Raw genomic sequence first — 20,806 nt, 5'->3', positions numbered from 1 at the left:
AATGGACGCAAATCAAAAAAGAAAATTAATAATGGATCATTACTCTAATGCAAAAAATAAAGTTGCAGAATTACCAAACTGAAATAATAATTATTTACATAGTTCTAATTGTGTTGATGAAATTTGATTAGCACTTAATTTACAAGAAAATACAGTAATAGATGCTAAATTTAAAGGTATAGGCTGTGCAGTTTTTTTATCTTCAGCAGATATTTTTCTTGACATTATAAAAAACAAAACAATTATAGAAATTAAAGAAATCATCGAAATTTATAAAAGTTTAATAAATCAAAAGAAAAATGTTGATAATTTAGAAAAAATAGGAAATTTAGTGGCGTTTAATGATGTTAAAACTCACTTAAATAGGCTAGAATGTGCTTCAATGATTTATAAAGTAGTGCTAGATAATATTGAATCATGAGTAAATAAAGGAAAATAAACAAAAGAAAGAAACTTAATTTAACTTCTTTCTTTTTATATTGAAAAAATTTGGTAAAATTTAATATATAAAATTTAAAAAATAAAAAAGCACTATAATGAATTCATTTGGGTGTGCTTGAGAAAAGTGCCAAATGTTCGAAATTATAGGAAGAATAACAAATAAAAAGAGGAAAAAATGTCAGAAAAAAAAGAAATGCATCACAATGCAAAAGAAACACATTCTCAATCAAATGAAAGAGAAATTGTTTCAAAACAAAAATTATTAGAAGCTGGAACTTATTTTGGTCACAAAGCTTCACAATGAAATCCTAAAATGAAACCATACATTCATACAAAAAAATTAGGAACACATATTATTGATATCTTAAAAACTCAAAGAGCTTTAGAATTTGCTTACAAATTAGTTTATAAAGCAGCACAAAAAGGAGCTTCATTTATTTTTGTTGGAACAAAAAGACAAGCTAAAAAAGCAGTTGAAGAGCAAGCTTTAAGAACAAATTCAATTTATGTTTCTGAAAGATGATTAGGTGGAACTATTACAAATAATAGAACTATTTTTTCAAGAGTTAGACAAATGGAAGACTTAGAAAAATTAGCAGAAACTAACTTTGAAGGTTACACTAAAAAAGAAGGAGTTTTAAAAACTAAAGAACTTCAAAAATTACACAAAAATCTTCAAGGGATTAGGGAGATGAAAAGACTTCCAGATGTAATGATTATTGCTGATCCTAAAAATGATTTAATTGCTATTAAAGAAGCAAAAAGAAAAGGAATTAAAGTTATTGGTATTTTAGATACAGACGCAGATCCAGAATGAGTAGATTTTGGAATTCCTGCAAACGACGATTCTGTAAAATCAATTACATTAATTTTAACAATTTTAGCAGATGCTATTGTTGCTGCTAAAAATGGAAAACAATTATTTGCATATCAAGAAGATGAAAAAGTTATTTTACCTGAAGATCCAGAAAAAGAAAAAAGAGAATTTCAAAGAAGAAATAACTTCAAAGAAAATGCAAATAAAGTAGAAAAAGTTGAAAAGGAGTAAATAATGGAAAAAGTTAATACAATGGCTCTTATAAAAGAGTTAAGAGAAAGAACAGATGCTCCTATGGTGGATTGTAAAAAAGCTTTAGAAGCTTCAAGTTGAAGTGTTGAAAAAGCAATTTTATGATTACAAGAAAACGGAAAAGCTAAAGCAGCTAAAAAAGCAGGAAGAATTGCTGCAGAAGGTTTAGTATCAGTAGCAACAAATGGAAAAGCTGCTGTAGTTTTTGAAGTAAATTCAGAAACAGACTTTGTTGCACAAAATAAGCAATTTATTGATTTAGTTAATAAAATAGGTCAAGTGCTTTTAAAAGGGGATTTTTCTTCTAATGAAGAAGCAACTCATTTAAAAGATGAAAACGGAAAAACAATTGAAGAGTTATGTGTTGATGCAACTGCAACAATTGGTGAAAAAATTGCTTTTAGAAGAGCTAAAAAATTATCTGCATCTGAATCACAAAGAATTGGTTCATACATTCATACAAACGGAAGAGTTGCATCATTAGTTTTAATTAACGGAGAAAATGAAGAAGCTGCTAAAAATGTTTCAATGCACGTTGCTGCTATGAATCCAGAGTATGCTCTTGTTTCACAAGTTCCAAGTTCTGAAGTTGATAAATTAACTAAAGAATTTACTTTAGAAATTGAAAATGATCCAAAAAATTCTAAAAAACCAGAGAACATTAAACAAATGATGATTAATGGTAAAGTTGAAAAAGAACTTGCTAAAATTGTTTTAGAATTACAAGAATTTGTAATGGACAGCAGTTTTAAAGTTAAATCATATTTAGATTCTAAAAAATCTTCTTTACTAGAAATAGTTCGTTTTGAAGTTGGGGAAGGTATTGAAAAACAAGAAACTGATTTTGCTGCTGAAGTAGCTGCACAAGTAGCTGAAGCAACAAAAAAATAATATTTTAAAAAATTAGGACAAAAATATTTCCTAATTTTTTATTAATAAATTTAAAAAAAGGATTTTATAAATAAAATGGAAATTGACAAAAGAATAAAAAAAGTGTTATACACAAGAGAACATCTTGAAAAAACAATAAAGGAATTAGCTAACTGAGTTAATGAAACATATAAAGAGTCCAAGGATTTAGTTATTATAGGTTTACTAAAAGGTTCATTACCTTTTCTTGCTCAATTAATTAAAGATATAAAAGTTGATCATATTATTGATTTTATGACTTTATCTTCATATGCAGGTGGGCAACAATCAACTGGATCTGTAAAAATAATTATGGATTTAGCTCATGATATTGTTGGGAAAGATGTTCTAATTACAGAAGATATCATTGATTCAGGGATAACAATTGAAAAAGTTGTGGAATTATTAAAAGCTAAAAAACCAAAAAGTTTAAGAGTTTTAACTTTATTGAATAAACCAAGCGGAAGACAAACAAATTATAATCCAGATAAATTTGGTATTGAAGTTCCTAATGAATTTTTAGTTGGTTTTGGGTTGGATGTAAAGGAAAAAATGAGAAATTTACCATATATTGGAGTTTTTGATGAAAAAAGTTTTGATGATATGTAAATATTCTTATATAATTAAATAATATGAAAAAAATAGTAATTGTTGAGTCACCAAATAAAATTAAAACAATTCAAAAATATTTAGGAACCGATTATCAAGTTATGGCTTGTAATGGGCATATTTTTGAAATGAAAACAAGCGGTATTTACGGTTTAGGGATCGATTTTGAAAATTGAGAACCCATTTATAAAGAAGATATAAAGAAAAAAACTATTATTAAAGAATTGAAAAAAGCTGCAAAAGAATCTGATGAAGTTTTAATCGCAACTGACCCGGATCGTGAAGGAGAAGCGATTGGATATAATTTAGTTGAAGCATTGAATATTGAAAATAAATATCAAAGAATTAAATATAATGAAATCACAGAAGAAGCTATAAAAAACGCTATTAATAAACCTTTAATGATTGATCAAAATTTAATTAATTCACAAAAATCAAGAAGAATGCTCGATAGAATAATTGGTTTTAGATTATCCAACTTATTAACAAGAAAAATTCAAAATGCAAGAACAAACCCTTCAGCAGGAAGAGTTCAATCCATTGCACTTAAATTAGTTGTAGATCGTGAAGAAGAAATCAAAAAATTTATTCCAACTAAATACCACACAATAAAAGCAACATCAGATAATAATTTAGAGTTTAGTTTCTTTTATAAGGACAAGAAAGAATTTGAAAATTCTGAATGAATTAGTAATTTTAACATTAATAAAATAATGTCAGAATTAAAAGGTGATTTAGTTGTTAAAAATATAAAAATAACAAGAAAAGCAGATGCTAAAATTACACCTTTAAAACAATCTACTTTGTTTAAAAAAGCAGGTATGTCTTCTAAGTTAGTAACAAAAGTTTTACAAGAACTTTATGAAGGTATTGATGAAAGTGGTGGATTAATTTCTTATCCAAGAACAGATTCAACTAGATTAAGTCAAACATTTATAAATAACGCTAAAAGTTATGTAGAGAAAAAATACGGAAAAAACTATGTTTCTAATACTGTAAAAGGGATTTCTGGAGATCAAGATGCCCACGAAGCCATTAGACCTACAGATTGAACATTAACACCTGATATGGCTAAAGTTAAATTTAATTTAAATGATTCACAATATAAAATTTATAATTTAATTTATAACATTTCTTTACAAGCTGTTATGGAAACACCTATTAGAGAAATCGTTCGTTATGAATTCGAAAATAACGGACACTGATTTAAATTAAGTTCTTCCAAAGTAGTTTTTGATGGATATTTTTCTTTAATAGGTCGTGATAAAGATGATTTTATCCCTGATTTTAAGAAAGGTGAAATTGTAAAAGTTAACGAATACATTCCTTCTGAAAATCAAACAAACCCACCAAGCAGATATAATGAAGGTTCTTTAATTGAAGCTATGGATGAAATTAAAGTAGGAAGACCATCCACCTTTTCATCAACAGTTTCTGTTTTAAAAGATAGATTTTATGTTGAATCTAAAAATAATGCATTAATACCTACGGATTTTGGTTATGCTGCTTTAGAAGTTTTAAAAGATTCAGTTCCTAAAATTATTCAAGAAAAATACACTTCTTCTATTGAAGAAGAATTAAATGAAATTGCAGAAGGTAAAGAAGATTACAAATCTTTTATGAATACTTTCTGAAATGATTTTCAAGAAAAAATGGCTGATTCAGAACAAAATAATAAAAAAGTGCAAATTCCACTGGAATATACAGGGGAAAATTGTCCTGAGAATGAAGCACCTTTAATTTATCGTTATAATAAGAAAAACGGTCAAAGATTTATTGGATGTTCTTCATTTCCTGAATGTAAATTTATGAAACCTGATCCAGACGCTAAAAAGGTTTTTAGACGTAAAAAATAAACAAAAACACAGAATTTTTCTGTGTTTTATATTTTTGTTTTTTGAAATTTATATTTATGTTTAGTAATTTGACTAAATAAACTCTTATAAAATGCTTCGTTTATTATAACTCCAAAATATAACAAGTATGAAATATATAAACAAAATGTAGAAAGATATAAAAAAGTAGCTAATGTTCCAAACTTATCATAATTAATAAATTTTGCTGATGCTAGAAAACCAAAAATAATTGAAAATAAAGTTGAAGATAATGCACTAATAAAAGTTCCTGGCAAAATTTGTTTAAAGCTAATTTTAAATACAGGGCTTATTTTTAAAGTAATTAATCATGTAATATAAAAAAACTTAAATAAAAATATAATTGAAATTAAATAAAAAGACAAATCATATAATCAAATTTCTTCAATTTTACTTTTTAATGAAATAAAAATTAAAGAAGAAACACTTAAAAATAAAGATAAAATTGTTGAAATTATTATTACAATTAATATTCCTTTTAAACGATTTAAAAAGATATTTCCCGTATTTTTGTGATTATAAATAACAGATTGACTAGATATAAATTTTGCATAACCTGATGACGCAATTCAAAGCGATGAAATTAATAATAAAATAAAAGTAGTTGTTTCTCAAGTTGTGCTTGAAAAAATATTAAGTGTTTTTGGAATTGAATTATTAATTCCTGGAATATAACGATTTAAAATTTGTTCTAATAAAAAATCTTTGAGATTTTCTAAATTATTTGAAAATCAACCAAAATTAATAGAAGAAATAATTGAAAAACTAATAATAAGAATAGGTATAAAGGAAACAAAAAGATAAAAAGCAAATCCAGGTGGTAAAAAAGCAAATTCCACAGAAGCTAACTTATTAATACTTCTAGACACTAGAGTTTTAACTTCATCTTTTCTAGTTTTTCAAGTTTTAGGTCTTATAGATATTTTTAATATTATTAAAATAAAGAAATTTAAAAGTCTTTTTATCAAAAATTTATTTTTCTTTTTTATTAATTTGTCTTTAAATCAATTATTGTTTTTCATTGCTAAATTATACTATTTAGTCTTATAAATTTATGAAAAATTGCTCTTTTTTCCTAAATTAGTTTTTTTTATTATTTTTTATTAAAAAAAAGAAAATTTAAATGGAGGGAAAAATGAATAATATATTAATTTATTTTGCAATAAAATACTCAGGAAATTTTATGGAAATTTATAATGCTTTAAAAACATTAGAAAAAGTACCAGAAGAAGAACTGGAAAAAATAGATGATTTGGTCAAAAGTAAAGAAATAAAAGCAATTACTATAATGGATGAAGAATATCCTGAATCTTTTAAAATATTAACAAATCCACCTTTTGTTATATTTTATGAAGGAAATATAGAACTTTTAAAAAGAGAATGAAAAATGACTTTAACAGGTGATTTTCATAATGAAAAAATAGATGAATTTCTTAATCAATCATTACCAGAGGTTATAAAAAGACATACATTAGTAACTTGTTATTATAAAAACTTAGACATGAAAATCAATGATTTTTATAAACTAAAACAAGGTGAAACTATTTATATTTCAGCAAATGGGTTAAATAATCCTTATTTTGCCAACAAAGTGGATTTGGATGAAAAGACTTTAATTATTTCTGAATATCCAAATAATGTCAATATTTCAAAAAATAAATTGAGAAACAGAAATAGACTGGTTGCAGCATTGAGTGATGCACTTATAATTTATTCTTCAAAAACTAAAAGTGGAATAATGAATTTGGTTAGCAATTTTCTTAATGTCGGAAAAGAAGTTTACTGTTTTCCTGGTGACTTTAGCGAAGAAGATGGAAACTCTAGTTTAATAAAACAAGGGGCTAATTTAATAACTTCTGTAAAGGATGTCTATGAATTTAAGGAGAAAGAATGTTAAAGTTATTTGCTAGCGATAGTGGTGAAGTAATAATTAACGAAATTGCTGAAAAAACAAGTTCAATTGGTTATATTGTTTTATCTGCATTTGCAGGACTTGTAGGTTTTTTATTGATGATTGCAGCGATTTATACTGGTATAAAAATCGTTTATTCTATTGGTGAAAAAAGAAAAGCTAATATTGTACATTTTTTTATAATTTTAGTTATTTTTGTAGTTATAATCATAATTTTCGCTATTGGTGTAAATTTTGCAGTTGATATAAGTAAAAAAGCAGCTTCTGGAATATCATAATGCTAGATATAGTTGATAGAATTTTTTATTCTATTTTTTCATTTTTTTGGTTTGTTTTCATAACAATACCTTTTAAATTTTTATCTGTAATTACACAAGTTTTTAATTTTTTAAGCACGCCTTTAATTAATCTTTTATTTTTTGGCAAAGCTGCAGAGCAATTAAAGTATAGTGAGATTAAAATACCTATTGTTTTTAGTGCTTTTTTGATAATTAACAGCATTGTATTTATAGGAATTTTTATATCTGTTATTATTAAATTGTCATTCTCAAAGAAAAACGATAAAAATGTGAAAATTCTTAATCTTTTTAAGAATATAATACCTTCAATTTTATTAGTTTTTCTTATTCCACTTTTAAGTTTTATTGTTATTAATATATTTAATAGTATATTTAATATTTTGATTATAAGTTTTAATAGTAAAACTAATATAGCTAACAATATATTTTTAGCACTAAAACCAGAAGATATACAGGAAAGCATTTGAACAAAATTGACAAATAATAATTCTTATTCAGTTATTGATTTTGAAACTTATAAAAATCTTTCTGTTTCATCTTCACAATTGCTATTTTTTCCTGCAATAGTAGGTATTTCGTTAATAATTATTTTTATAAAAAGTGGTATAAATTTAGCTAATAAAACATTTCAATATTTCTTTTTATTTTTAATTTCTCCGTTTATCTTTTCAACAATTTTAATGGATGAAGGTAAGAAATTTTTATATTGAAAAAGAAGTTTCTTTTCAAAACTTATTTCTATTTTTGTTTATTTAGTGATTCTGAATATTTTTTCTTTTTATGCTATTTCTATAAATTCATGAATAACTGAAGTTAATAGTTTAAATTATTTTAGCAAAATGTTTATTTTAACTATTTTGTTAATAGGAGGTGCTATTTCTTGTAATAAGTTTTTAAAATATATTTCAATTTTAACAAATCAAGAATATAAAATAAAAGAAAATATAAAGGAAACTAATAGTGTTTTAAAAGAAATCAAAAATTTTATAAAAAATAAAGAAATAATTAAAAGTCAAAATGCAAATCTTAAAAATAATAAAACAGAGTTAACTAAATTTATTTCCATTGAAGAACTAAATTCAAAAAAAATATCTCTACAATTAGATGATATACATTTGAATAAAACATATAACGATATAACCACTAATTTGAAAGGAAAAAATGCTTCAACCTAAAAGTATCAAAAAAAATAAAATATTGATAGCAAGAAATTTTTATTTATCTGATTTAATATTTCTTTTTTCTGAAATTATAATTTCTTTTTTTATAGGTTGATATTCTGTTCCAGATATTTTAAAATATAAAAAAATAATTTCAATTTCTATTATTTTTGTTTTATCATTGCTTTTTGCTTCTTTATTAATTTATATTCCATCACATAATGCAAGAATTTGAGTTATTCTATGAAGAATTATAATGTTTTGGACAGAAAATAAGAATTTTAGTAAAAGTTCTAAAAAAACAAACACAAATTTTTTTGTAAATTTAGATGATATAAATGATGATGGTCAAATTAAACTTAAAAATTTAATAGAAAATAAATATAAGTTTATATCAGTCATAAAATTTGATGGTTTGAATATTTGAACAAGAAACACTGAAGAAAAGAAATATTTTTTAGATCAGTTTGTTAGTTTTTTTAACACAAGAGAAGAAAAAATTTCTTTTTTAAAAGCAAGAAAAAATATAAATTTTTCTATAAATATTGATGAAGAAAAAGATTTTAAATTTGTAAATCAAGAAGTAAATTCATATATTGATAATTGTAAAGAAGATATAAAAAACCTTCAGAATTTTGAATTTGAAGATGAATATTTTCTTATTATATTTTCTTCAAAAAAAGAAAGTATAAATGAAGAATTAAAATATATTAAAGACTTTTTTGATAAACAAGAAATATCTAATAATACACTAAATAAAGAAAATGTTATAAAATTTTTATTTTCTTTTTTTAATCCTTTTGAAAATCTTTTAAATGATTTTTATGAAATTAATAGTAAAGAAAAATTAATTGATTTGTTAAAACCTAAAAAATTAGTTTTTAAGAAAAATCATTTTTCTGTTAACTCTTTTCAAGGTAAAATTAGCACCATTAATGATTTAGCATTAAATTTAAATGTAGGATGAGCTGAAACATTTTTCAATTCTAATAATTCTTGAATTATTTGACATTTATCACCTATAGCTTCCGAAGATTATGAAAAAATAATAAACGCTGCTAATAATAAAGTGCTTACCAGTATGGCATTTAATAAAAAATCTCAATATAGAAGCAAAAAAGAGTTAAAAAATATTGAAGCACTTGATGAATTATCTTATCTTTTAAATGTGGAAAATTATAAGTTATTTAAGACATCAATGCTTTTTTTAAATATTAATAAAAATTTAAGTGAATTAAAAAATGATGTAAATTTAGTTTTAAATAATTCAATAAAAAAGGAGAAATCAATAATGAATAAATTAAATTTTAGACAAATAGATGCATATAAAACCTTTTCTTTTTTAAATAATGATCAATTAAAAGAAAATATAGAAATGGTTTCAAGAAATATTGCTTATGCTTGACCGTTTACATTTGAAAAAAATATTGATAAAAATTCGTTTCTACTTGGAAAAAATAAAAAGCAATCTATAATTTGAGATATTTGAAAAAGAAATTTTAATCATACAAATTCAAATTGTATTTTTTTCGGTACTTCTGGTAGTGGTAAAACTACTACAATAAAAAAGATTATTTTAGATAATTATCTCAAAAATAATAGTTCAGTTATAATAATTGATCCACAAAGAGAATATCAAAATTTTAAAAATATGTTTCCCATTAGTTGACTTGATTTAGGTACAGGAAAAACAACTATAAATCCTTTACAAATGTTTGTTATAGATTATAAAAATATAGAAAGATCTATAACAAATCAAATAGTATTTTTTATAAATTGAATTAAAATATTATATCCAAATTTAACAGAAGAAAAAGAATACATACTTATAAAAGCGTTAAAAGAAATTTATAATAATTTAAATTTAAAAGATGATATAGTGAATTTCCCTATAATTAGTGATTTAATAATTAAAGTTAAGGAAATAAATTTTGATAAAAATTATAAAGAAATATATGAAAAAGAAAGGATAAAATTGCTAGAATGATTAAAAATTAATTTTGAAAATAGTGGAATTTATTCATCTAATTATAATGGTAAAACTAATTTGGATTTAAATTCAGATTTTATTATTATAGATGTAAAGACATTTACAGAAAATTCTACAAAAGAAAATTCCAATGCTTTTTTCTTTATGATTTTAAATTTAATTCAAACAAAAATAAACGATAATTTTTATAAAAATAAAAGAAAAAGTTTAGTTATTTTTGATGAAGTTCATAAATTTTTAGACCACAAAAACTTGCAAACATTAGACTTTATTTTTGATACTGCTAAAACCATAAGAAAATTTAAAGGTTCACTTATTTTATCTACACAAAATCCATCTGACTTTTCATTAAATGAAAATATGAGAAATAAAACTAATGGAATATTAAAAAATATTCAATATAAATTCTTATTCAATTTACCTGGTGACGATATAAAAATAATTAATTCTTTATTTAATCCTTTTTCAAAAAATGAAAATTTTAATTTAATAAATGAATTTGATACTAACTTCTTATTAAATGCAAGAAAAGGAGAATCTTTACTTGTATCTTCTTTGAAAAAGAAAGTATATTTTAGAGTTTATTATAACGAAATAGAGAAAAATATGCTAATTAATATGGAGAATAATGAAAATTAATAATTTTTTATTAACAACTGTTCCGTTTATACCTTTTATGATGTCATCAATGGAATTGAATGAACAAAACATTAGGGATAATTCAAAAACTAATCATAATTTTAATGAAAGATTTGTAACTGAATTTGAGTTTTCACCTAATTTAAGAGATTTATTAACTTATAGTGAATGAATAAGATCTTTCAATGAAATAAATTCAAATAAAAAACCATTTACTGTTTTTTATGATAGTTATAATTGAAATAGAAAATATGCTCAACATGAATACACAAATAAAAAAGGTGGTTTTGGATTATGAAGTTGAGTAAATTACTTAAATCCCAAATGATATGGAGCTAATATAAATATAGCTTCTGGTTTAGAAGGGTGAACATATCAAAATTTTAATTTTCAAAGAACGGAATTTATAGGATCTAAATTAGCTCCAAATGGTTTAAATCATGATGATGGTTCTTTTGCAATTCACAATTCTTATATTAGATATAATATTTTAAATAATCAACATAAACAGTTATATTTTTACTTTGGATTAGATAAGCAAAATGAAAATTTTCCTGATTTACAATTTTCTACAAGTGGTTCTAATGGTTTGAATATCAGTAAGTATGTTTTTGGCAAGTTAAATGAAAAAGTTGACGAATATAAAGAACGTTTTTCAACAAATAATAAAGAAATAAAAAGTTTTTTTATGGATAATTTAAAAGTAGAATTACAATTTTATTTAACCAATGGACAATTTAATGGCAATAATATAGATAATATTCATGTTAGATTAACAAATTTTAAAGTTAAATTATCTTTTAATTTTCACATTAATTATGATTTATTGAATGTAGACCATTATGAAACTTTAAAAAGTTTAAATATTATAAAAAATAGATTTTTTTCTAATTTTTTAACTAATAATTACTTAGAAATTAATACAGATACAGGTGCATCTAATGGTCTTTATACAGAAAAAAGAAGTAGTTCATTAAAAACAAATATTGAGTATTTAGAAGAAAAAATTAGAAAATTTAAAAGTAGTTATAATGATGTAAAGTTTGCAAACGATATCAATCTTCAATATAGAACAGTTAGAAAATCAAATATAGAAACTATCAATTTTTCTTTAAGATATAGAAATAAAATCACAAATTCAGAAAATATATTGAATTTAACTGAAAATACAACAATAAAATATAAAGAAACTGAAATTTTTAGAAGTCAACTTATGAAAGATAGACTAGTTATAGTTCCTGGTAAATATTTAGATATAACTAATTATAATTCATTAGAGTTGATAAATGATTCAAGAACTAGAAAAGCAAATGATAAAAATATAACTGAAACTTATGGTGGTCATTGAGTTTATAATACTCCAGTTAAAATAAATTTTAAAACCTTACCACAAGAAAATGAAATTCTTTACATTAACGATAGAAAGATAGATGTAATAAACAGAGATTTCTTCTATGACTTAAATTTTAACTACAAAGAATCTACAAATGCGGTCTATAAAATAGATTTGGTGAAATATGATAAAAGTGATATAAATAAAGAAAATAAAAATGAAATCTTCAGATGAACCGCTATTATTGAAATAGAAAATAACAATTTAGATTTAAAATTAAGGTGATTTGCTTGAGATCCAGCAAATAATAAAAATCAAAGAGATTTAATAGAACCTTTTTTAAAGGATTCAAACAATAATTTTATTTTAAATAACGATGGTTCAAAAAAGAAAAACCCATTTTATGACCCATTAATAGATAAAGAAACCGGAACTAAAAAACAGTTAGTTTGAGTTGATTATTCCAATAATTCAAATTTATTGCCTTATGAAACAATTTTTCTTCAAGATCCTATTGACAGTTTAGGAAAAATAAGAAATAAAAATTTTGAAAAAATAGGTTTTATTGCTGAAGCTGTTGTAATAGAAAAAGGGGTAAATTTAAAGGTAAATGATTCAACATCATCAAATAAAAGATTTAAAATTTACAATCAAAATAATGAATTTAATTTGATTGATGATAATGAAAATAACCATAATGGAACACCGATAAAAATAAGCGAAAATGAAAATAATTATTTTTCAAGTTCTGGAATTTGATTGTTTACATCAAAATTGCCAAAAGGATTAACAAATTATAAAATAGCACTAATTGGCAATAAAAAAAGTAATAACAATTTCACTTCAATTTTTGTAAATTCCAAGATTTCAAACTTTTTTGATACATTATATGGAAAACATTTATCTATTTATTTAAAAAATAAATATAAATTTAATGAAGAAACTATAAAAAATATAAATTATGAAAAAATAATAAAGTACTGACAAGAATATGTGAGCAGTTCCATAAATGGTTATTTTCAAAATACAATTTTAGAAAATACCATTGAAATAAATCCTTTAATTAACGAGGAAGGAATTAAACTTCAAGCTAAGTCAATAAATGAAAAAGACTTTGAAAGCAACAAAAATTTTTTTAATGAAAACATTTTGGATTTTGAAAACAAAGATAAAACCATATGAAAAATTGAACAATTAAAAACTAATAAAAATATTATTAAAATAAGTTTTGATATAAAAGAAGAAGTTTCCAATTCTGATTTTGTTATAAATAATAAATATTTTTACATTCCTGTTTCTTGAAGAACTGATTATTTACAAGAAATTGAGCATTTAAATAGTGCTGATAAAACTGAAATTATACCTTCTATAGATAAAGAATATATATCTAAAAATTTTTCTTTAGAACAGGAGTTAAATGCTAATTCTGAATGGTTCAATTTTGAAAATAAAGACAAAGTGAGTTATTTTATTGAAAAACTGGATGACAAATTAATTTTTAATTTTGAAGTTATTCACCATTTTCAAGAGCAATATTTTATAAAAAAAGAAAACTCCAGTATCGTTTATAAAATAAAAAGTAACACTAATTTTAAATTAGTTAAAAAGATGTTTAATAATTTTTCATCCAATAGTATTAATTTAGGAAATGAAACAAATAGTGAAAAAATTTTAGAAAAAATTAAAAATTTTTTAGCAGAAAATATCTCAAATAATTTTAATTATAATGAAGATTATTTCATTGAAAACGAAACTGAAAAAGTAGAAGAAATAATTAATTTAGCAAATAGAAATAAAGAAGATTTTATATATTTAAAAATAAAATCTAATCATAGTGATGAAAATAAAATAATAACTATATTCAATTTTGAAAATAAAACAAGAAAAATAAAGGAAATTTTGGATTTAAGCACTATAAAAATGGAAGATTTGATACTAAAATCTATTGATGAAATAGAGATTAAAAATAAAATAATTTCTTACATAAATACTTATTTTATTAATAATAATATTTCTTTTCCTAATGAATTAGAAATTGAATATTTTGATGAAAAAATTTTATCTTTAATTGCTCATAGAAACAAATTCATTTTTTTCAAAATAAAAGGAAAATATGACAATATAGTTAATTTTTCGACACTCAAAGTAAAAATAGAAAATATAGAAAATCAAAAATTAATTGATTTGAGTAATTATAAAATTCCTGAATTAAAGACTGAATTAGGAAATTATTTTGAGTTAAAAAATAAAATAATTAATTATATTAAAGATTATTTTAATGAATTTTTGTTTAATTATGAAAGTGATTATTTTATTTTAGATATAGAAAATAAAGAAAAAATAGAGAAATTGGTATCAAAAAGCGGTAGTAATATTTTGAATTTTGAAATAATTCCCAATTTAAATAATAAAGAAAACAAATTGGTTGGTAAAACAAGATTTTATGTCATAAATTTTTTGTCAAAAGAAAAGTTTAAAAACATAAAAGAAACTTTTAACAAAGAACAGAAAAATAATAAATCAAAAAAATTTAACTTTCTTTGATTAATACCTATTTTTGCTTTTTTAACCACTTCATCCACGTTAATAGGTATTAAATTTTATAAAAAATTCTTTAAATATAGAAAATAATTTGATATAACCATTATTTTTTTATATCATAATATGTTTCTTTATTTGGTATAATTAAATTCAAATTATACAAAGAAAGGAAAATTATGAAAATAAAAGATTTATTTAAAAATAAAGATACTATTTATTTAAATAAAGAATTTAGTTCTAAAAAAGAAGTTTTAAATTTCTTTTCTAAAGAACTTTATTCTAAAAAATACAGTGATAATCAAGAAACTGTTTTTAATTTATTTTTAAAAAGAGAAGAACAAGATTCAACTGGTATAGGTGACTATATTGCAGTTCCACATATGAGTGATGATTGTATTAAGGAATCAACTTTATTATTTGCAAGAGTTAATAATTTAGATTGAAATTCCATAGATGGAAAACCTGTTAAATACATTTTTGCTATGGCTTTTTCTAATCAACAAAGAGAAAATTCTCATTTAGATATAATGTCAAAATTAGCAAAATTTTTAACCAAACCTGATTTTATTGAATCTTTAGAAAGAATTCAAACAGTAGATGATTTTATGTTATTAATTGAAAAATATGAGCAAGAAAATGATAAAAATACAAATAATAACAATTTAAATCAAACATATGATATAGTTGCTGTAACCGCTTGTCCAACAGGAATTGCTCATACTTATTTAGCCGAGCAAAAATTAATTGAACAGGCTAAAAAAATGAATCTTTCAATAAAGGTAGAAACACAAGGTGCAGATGGAATAAAAAATCCTTTATCAAGTGCTGAAATCGAAAAAGCAAAAGGTGTAATTTTAGCTGTTGATAGAGAAATAGAAAAAGAAAAATTTGCCAACTGTTCTAATGTTATTGAAATTTCAACTCAAAAGGCAATACATAAACCAGAAGAACAAATTCAAAAAATTTTAGATAATAAAGGAACCAAAATTAAATCTGTTTCTTCTGGAAATAAAACTGAAAACGTAGAAGGGGAATTAAGTTTTAGTGGTTTTGCTAAAAAAATGCATCGTTCCCTATTAACTGGTATTTCATATATGTTACCTTTTATAGTTTTTGGTGGAATTATTTTAGCTATTGGATTCATTATCGATTTAATAGTAGGTAAAGCATTAGGTGTTGATATTCAATCTAACGGATTTTTAGCATCATTTGGATTTAATAACGGTGTTGCTAATCTATTTTTCAAAATAGGTAAAGTATCACTTGGATTAGCGGTTCCTGTGCTTACAGCTTATATTTCTTTTGCTTTAGTAGGAAGACAAGGGTTATTACCTGGTTTTGTGATCGGGACAATAGCAAGTGGAGGATTATCAGATACATATTCATTCTTGTTACCATCAATTACTAACTCAGGAGTAAATAATGCTGATAAATTTTTAGGAACTGGGTCAGGTTTTGTTGGTGGAATACTTGGAGCATTTTTTGTAGGTGCAATGATAATTGTATTTTCTAAATATGTTTTTGGAAAACTTCCAAAACATTTACAAGGAATTAAAAATATTTTATTTATTCCTTTATTTGGAACAATTGTTATAGCTTTAGCATTTTGAGTTGTTAACATAGTATTAATTTATGTAAATTTAGGTTTAGTATTATTTTTACAATTAATGCAAAATAAACCTTATTTAGCATGATTACTAGGACTAATTCTTGGTTCAATGATGGCAATTGACTTAGGTGGACCAATTAATAAAGCTGCATACATTTTTGGTACATTAACAATTGTAAATGGTCAATCTTCAGTTTCTATGGCTGCAGTAATGGCGGCTGGTATGGTTCCTCCTTTAGGAATTTCATTATCAATGTTTATTAGTAAAAAATTATGAACTAAAGAAGAAATTGAAGCTGGAAGAATTTCTAACATAATTTTTGGTTTATCATTCATTTCAGAAGGAGCAATTCCTTATACTTCACAAAGACCAAAAATATTAGTACCTGCTAACATTGTGGGTGGAGCAGTTGCTGGTATAGTTTCTGCACTTCTTGGTGTTAATATTGTTGCACCACATGGTGGAATGTTTGTTGTCTTTTTAGCAAGAACACATCTATTTAATAGTTTTGGATTGCAAATTGGTTTAGGTATTGTATTTTGAATTTTAGCTATTTTACTTGGATCTTTTGCATCAGCATTAACAATAATTTTAATGCACAAATTTGCAAATAAAAAACAAGCTAAATAATATGAGTAAAAATATTTATACTTTAACACTTTCTCCATCAAAAGATTTGGTTATTGAAAACGCAACTTTTAATTTAAAAGAAGTAAATAGATATATTGATTCACACATTTTCCCAGGCGGAAAAGGAATAAATGCTTCAATTATTTTGAAAAGACACGATATCGATAATACAGCAATAAGTTTTTTTGATGCAGATACTTATAAAGAATTTAAAGAAATTTTTAATACTGAAAATATTAAATTAATAAATATAGATCACCCTAAAAAAACAAGACTAAATATAAAATTTTACGGAAAAAATACAGATTTTGAACTAAATGGACCTAAAACTAATTTGTCTTATGATTTAGTTGGAAAACTCAAAAAAGAATTAAATAAAATAACCAAAAATGATCTTCTTTTAATCATGGGACATAGCAATGAATTTATAACAGAAGAAATTATTGAAATTATTTATCAAAAAGGAATTAATTTTGTTTTAGACATTGATACAGAAAAAATGCAAACATATATTAAATACAATCCTTTTTTAATTAAACCTAATAAGGACGAGTTAGAAAGAAATTTCAATACAAAAATTTCTTCAGAAAAAGAATTAATAGAAATAATGAAAAAAATTCAAAACAATGGATGTCAAAATGTTATGGTTTCATTGGATAAAAATGGTTCATATTTATTAACTAAAGAAAAAGAAATTTATAAAGCATCAGTAATTGAGAAAATAAATGTTGTTTCCGCCACAGGAGCGGGAGACACAGTTATTTCTATGTTTGTTTCAAACTATTTTTTAAACTTAGAGAATGCTGAAAATTCTTTTCGTATAGCTAATGCAGCAGCAATGGGGACTGTTGCTTCTCAATGATTAGGAAATAAAAAATTAACAGAAAAATTTTTAAATAACGTAAAAATTGAGAAATTATCTTATTAAACACCATTTAAATTATGGTGTTTTTTCATTTTAAAAAACAAAATAGTAATATAATTTAAAGGTAAAGTTAATTTAAAATTTTTATAAAAGGAAAAAAATGCAAAAAAAATTTAAAAGAATTTTTATGATCGTCACTGATTCATTGGGAATTGGTGATGATGGAAGACAAAAAGAGTTTGGTGATCAAGGTGCTGATACTCTATTCCATGTAAGTGAAAGTAATTTATTAGAAATTCCTACTTGAAAAAAATTAGGTATTGGAGAAATTACTAAACTTCATAATTATGGCAAAAAAAATAAAAATCATTTAGCATATATGGCAAGAATAGTAGAAAAATCTAATGCTAAAGACACTTTGGCTGGTCATTGAGAAATGATGGGAATTGAAACTAAAGTTCCTAATCCACAATTTGTGGAAAAAGGATTTCCACAAGAACTAATTAGCAAATTAGAAAAAGCTTTTGATGGTAGAAAAATCATCGGAAACAGGGAAGCTAGTGGAACAGTAATTTTAGCTGAATTAGGAAATGAAGAAATTGAAAAAGGTCACATCATTGTTTATACTTCTCCTGATTCAACATTACAAATTTGTGGTCATGAAAAATATACAGGACTTGAAAATTTATATAGATATGCAAAAGCAGCAAGAGAAATCTGTTCTTCTAATCCTGAATGAAATGTTGCTAGAGTAATAGCAAGACCATATGTTGGAGAAAATGGAGAATTTACAAGAACTTTTAATCGTCATGATTATGCTAATAAGCCACCAAAACAAACAATTTTAAATCAATTGCAAGCTAAAGGTATAAAAACAATTGCTGTTGGTAAAATTAATGATATTTTTGTTGGTCAAGGAATTGATGAAGTATTTCCACCAGCAAGTGATAACGAAAATATGGATGTAGCAATTGAAATTGCTTCTAAAAATACTGAAAATGAGTTTATCTTTGTTAATTTAGTTGAATTTGATTCACACTATGGACACAGAAGAAATCTTGAAGGATATGCTCATAATATTAATTCATTTGATATAAAATTAACAAAATTAATTAATGCAATGAATGAAGATGATTTATTAATAATTACATCAGATCACGGTAATGACCCTTCATTCCCAGGAAGTAATCACACAAGAGAAGCATTACCACTAACAATCTTTTCTAAATCATTTAAAGGTTCAGAAAGAAATCTTGGAATTTTAAGTGGTTTGGGAACTTCTGGAAATATTATAGCTAGAAATTTTGATTTAGAATTAGTTGAAACTGGTGAAGATATTTTTGACAAACTTATATAAATAAAATAAAAGGAACTATTGCAGTTCCTTTTATTCTTTTGGTTTTTTATCGCTAATTCCAGAAATATTTTTTAAATTATTAATTTCTAATTGAAGTATTTCAATTTGTTCTTGAAGTTCATTTTTTTCATTTTTTAAATTATTAATTTCTGTTTCAAGATTGTTTTGATTTTCGATGAAACTATCAAATTCTTCGTTAATTTGATCTAAAAATCAATCAACTTGTTCTGGATTGTATCCATTTAAAACTATGTCAAATTGTTGATTTAAAATTTTTTCTTTAATTCTTTTAATCATTGTTTTCCTTAAAGTGATTTAAAATTATACCATTTGCTATTGCTACATTTAATGATTCAAAATCAATTTTTATATAAATATTTTCATTTATAAAATTTTGAATTTCAGAACTTATTCCATTTCCTTCGTTTCCAAAAATTATTGCTATTTTTTCTTTATTTTTCTTTATATTAGATAATTCTACACTTTCTTTTTTTAACACCGTTCCATAAATTCAATACTTATTTTTGAGTTGATTTAAATAAAAAACTAAATCATTTGTTTGAATAATGTTTAAATAGAAAAATGCTCCTTGGGATGATCTTACAACCTTTTCATTATAAATATCTACACCTTTTACTATAATATCTTTAAAACCAAAAGCTTGACAATTTCTTAAAATGGTCCCTAAATTACCTGGATCTTGTATATTATCTAAAATAACAATTTTAGAAGAAAAATCATAATTATTAGTATTTTTTTTGCAAACAGCAATAATGTTTTGTGGTGTATCGGTAAAAGAAAGTTTTTTTATTATTTCTTCTGTAACTAAAAAAGATTTTATTTTTAATTTTGTAGAAAATTTTTCATATACTTCTTGTTGTGAAGTTACTATTTCTTCAATGAGATTTTGTTTTAGTGCTTCTTCTATTATTTTAGGATTTTCTATTAAATATAAGTTACTTTTATCTCTATATTTCTTTATTTTTAATTTGTTTAAATCAATAATTTTTTGATTTTTTAGCGAATTAATTATCATTAGAAATAAAATCTTTTCCCTTTTGAACTTCAAATAAAGAAAGGTTTTTAAAGTCTAATTGTCTCATCACTTCATATGCAACAAGAATTACAGAATTAGCTAGATTTATTGATCTGTTTTCAGCAACCATAGGTATTCTTAAACAAGATTGTAAATCTTTTTGTAATATTTTTTTAGGAATTCCTGTAGATTCAGTTCCGAACATTAAAAAAATATCTTGACCATTTTGATCAATTTCTTTAAAATTGACATCACTATATGTTTTTTGTCCATATCTTGTTATGTAATAAATTTTTTGATTTTTATATTTTTGATTAAATTCTTCATAATTATTATGAATTTCATGTCTAATATCACTTAGTCTTTTACCTGCTGCTGGTCTTTTTAATCATTTTGGTTCTAAAATAAAAGCTATGGGTCTGATTATATGTAATTTTGCTCCAAGAGCAAAACAAGTTCTTATTATATTTCCTGTGTTTGGACTTATTTCAGGTTGGTATAGGATAATATTGAGCATTTTTACCTCTTTAAT

General features: G+C 23.3%; 17 protein-coding genes. 13 read left to right on the top strand and 4 right to left on the bottom strand.

The annotated features are described in order from the left end of the window. The first annotated feature begins 1 nt into the window (after nucleotide 1). The 5 genes from ACXX85_RS01090 (at nucleotide 2) to topA (ending at nucleotide 4,884) form a co-directional block, all read left to right on the top strand. The gene (locus tag ACXX85_RS01090; protein ID WP_436359118.1) at nucleotides 2-439 is read left to right on the top strand and encodes an iron-sulfur cluster assembly scaffold protein; all 438 of its coding nucleotides are present in this window, start codon (nucleotides 2-4) and stop codon (nucleotides 437-439) included. Nucleotides 440-616: 177 nt separating this feature from the next. After that, nucleotides 617-1,489, top strand: coding sequence for a 30S ribosomal protein S2 (rpsB, locus tag ACXX85_RS01085; RefSeq protein ID WP_436359119.1), 873 nt, complete (start codon nucleotides 617-619; stop codon nucleotides 1,487-1,489). Between the two features lie 3 nt (nucleotides 1,490-1,492). Continuing rightward, nucleotides 1,493-2,401 carry a translation elongation factor Ts gene (gene tsf / locus ACXX85_RS01080; RefSeq protein ID WP_458557557.1) on the top strand — a complete coding sequence of 303 codons (909 nt, stop codon included), beginning with the start codon at nucleotides 1,493-1,495 and terminating at the stop codon, nucleotides 2,399-2,401. A gap of 75 nt (nucleotides 2,402-2,476) precedes the next feature. After that, the gene (gene hpt, locus ACXX85_RS01075; protein ID WP_436359121.1) at nucleotides 2,477-3,028 is read left to right on the top strand and encodes a hypoxanthine phosphoribosyltransferase; all 552 of its coding nucleotides are present in this window, start codon (nucleotides 2,477-2,479) and stop codon (nucleotides 3,026-3,028) included. Between the two features lie 23 nt (nucleotides 3,029-3,051). Next, complete coding sequence (topA, locus tag ACXX85_RS01070; RefSeq protein WP_436359122.1) at nucleotides 3,052-4,884, top strand: type I DNA topoisomerase; 1,833 nt, start codon at nucleotides 3,052-3,054, stop codon at nucleotides 4,882-4,884. Between the two features lie 26 nt (nucleotides 4,885-4,910). Here topA and ACXX85_RS01065 read toward each other — a convergent pair whose 3' ends face one another. Continuing rightward, nucleotides 4,911-5,924, bottom strand: coding sequence for a YhjD/YihY/BrkB family envelope integrity protein (locus ACXX85_RS01065; RefSeq protein ID WP_458560399.1), 1,014 nt, complete (start codon nucleotides 5,922-5,924; stop codon nucleotides 4,911-4,913). Nucleotides 5,925-6,037: 113 nt separating this feature from the next. Between ACXX85_RS01065 and ACXX85_RS01060 the strand changes: the two genes are divergently transcribed. The 8 genes from ACXX85_RS01060 to ACXX85_RS01025 all read left to right on the top strand — a co-directional run bounded on the left by ACXX85_RS01060 (nucleotide 6,038) and on the right by ACXX85_RS01025 (nucleotide 19,238). After that, nucleotides 6,038-6,799, top strand: coding sequence for a DNA-processing protein DprA (locus tag ACXX85_RS01060; protein WP_436359124.1), 762 nt, complete (start codon nucleotides 6,038-6,040; stop codon nucleotides 6,797-6,799). Further along, nucleotides 6,793-7,092, top strand: coding sequence for an Mbov_0395 family pilin-like conjugal transfer protein (locus ACXX85_RS01055; protein ID WP_436359125.1), 300 nt, complete (start codon nucleotides 6,793-6,795; stop codon nucleotides 7,090-7,092). Before ACXX85_RS01060 ends, ACXX85_RS01055 begins: the two co-directional genes overlap by 7 nt. Then, nucleotides 7,092-8,288 carry an Mbov_0396 family ICE element transmembrane protein gene (locus ACXX85_RS01050; protein ID WP_436359126.1) on the top strand — a complete coding sequence of 399 codons (1,197 nt, stop codon included), beginning with the start codon at nucleotides 7,092-7,094 and terminating at the stop codon, nucleotides 8,286-8,288. The genes ACXX85_RS01055 and ACXX85_RS01050 overlap by 1 nt, the downstream gene beginning before the upstream one ends. Continuing rightward, nucleotides 8,275-10,902, top strand: coding sequence for an Mbov_0397 family ICE element conjugal transfer ATPase (locus tag ACXX85_RS01045; protein WP_436359127.1), 2,628 nt, complete (start codon nucleotides 8,275-8,277; stop codon nucleotides 10,900-10,902). Before ACXX85_RS01050 ends, ACXX85_RS01045 begins: the two co-directional genes overlap by 14 nt. Next, the gene (locus ACXX85_RS01040) at nucleotides 10,892-14,866 is read left to right on the top strand and encodes an Mbov_0399 family ICE element protein (RefSeq protein ID WP_458560398.1); all 3,975 of its coding nucleotides are present in this window, start codon (nucleotides 10,892-10,894) and stop codon (nucleotides 14,864-14,866) included. Before ACXX85_RS01045 ends, ACXX85_RS01040 begins: the two co-directional genes overlap by 11 nt. An 86-nt stretch (nucleotides 14,867-14,952) precedes the next feature. Continuing rightward, nucleotides 14,953-17,016 (top strand): PTS fructose transporter subunit IIABC, encoded by a 2,064-nt coding sequence (locus tag ACXX85_RS01035; RefSeq protein WP_436359130.1) that lies wholly within the window; start codon nucleotides 14,953-14,955, stop codon nucleotides 17,014-17,016. Between the two features lies 1 nt (nucleotide 17,017). Next, the gene (locus ACXX85_RS01030) at nucleotides 17,018-17,944 is read left to right on the top strand and encodes a PfkB family carbohydrate kinase (RefSeq protein WP_436359132.1); all 927 of its coding nucleotides are present in this window, start codon (nucleotides 17,018-17,020) and stop codon (nucleotides 17,942-17,944) included. 97 nt (nucleotides 17,945-18,041) lie between these two features. Further along, nucleotides 18,042-19,238, top strand: coding sequence for a phosphopentomutase (locus ACXX85_RS01025; protein ID WP_436359133.1), 1,197 nt, complete (start codon nucleotides 18,042-18,044; stop codon nucleotides 19,236-19,238). Nucleotides 19,239-19,268: 30 nt separating this feature from the next. On the opposite strand, the gene ACXX85_RS01020 is transcribed toward ACXX85_RS01025, so the two are convergent. Genes ACXX85_RS01020 through ACXX85_RS01010 form a run of 3 tightly spaced genes read right to left on the bottom strand, consistent with a single transcriptional unit; the run spans nucleotide 19,269 to nucleotide 20,791 of the window. After that, nucleotides 19,269-19,535 (bottom strand): DivIVA domain-containing protein, encoded by a 267-nt coding sequence (locus tag ACXX85_RS01020; RefSeq protein WP_436359137.1) that lies wholly within the window; start codon nucleotides 19,533-19,535, stop codon nucleotides 19,269-19,271. Beyond that, entirely contained in the window at nucleotides 19,528-20,274 is a 747-nt protein-coding gene (locus ACXX85_RS01015; protein WP_436359139.1) for a TrmH family RNA methyltransferase, read from the bottom strand. The genes ACXX85_RS01020 and ACXX85_RS01015 overlap by 8 nt, the downstream gene beginning before the upstream one ends. Next, on the bottom strand, nucleotides 20,264-20,791 hold the full coding sequence (locus ACXX85_RS01010; protein ID WP_436359140.1) for a tRNA (cytidine(34)-2'-O)-methyltransferase: 528 nt from the start codon (nucleotides 20,789-20,791) through the stop codon (nucleotides 20,264-20,266). Before ACXX85_RS01010 ends, ACXX85_RS01015 begins: the two co-directional genes overlap by 11 nt. Nucleotides 20,792-20,806: the final 15 nt, after the last annotated feature.

The organism is Mycoplasma sp. Z386, from assembly GCF_054343375.1.
The sequence above is the reverse complement of the archived record's forward strand: the minus strand, read 5'-3'. Positions and strand labels throughout refer to the sequence as shown.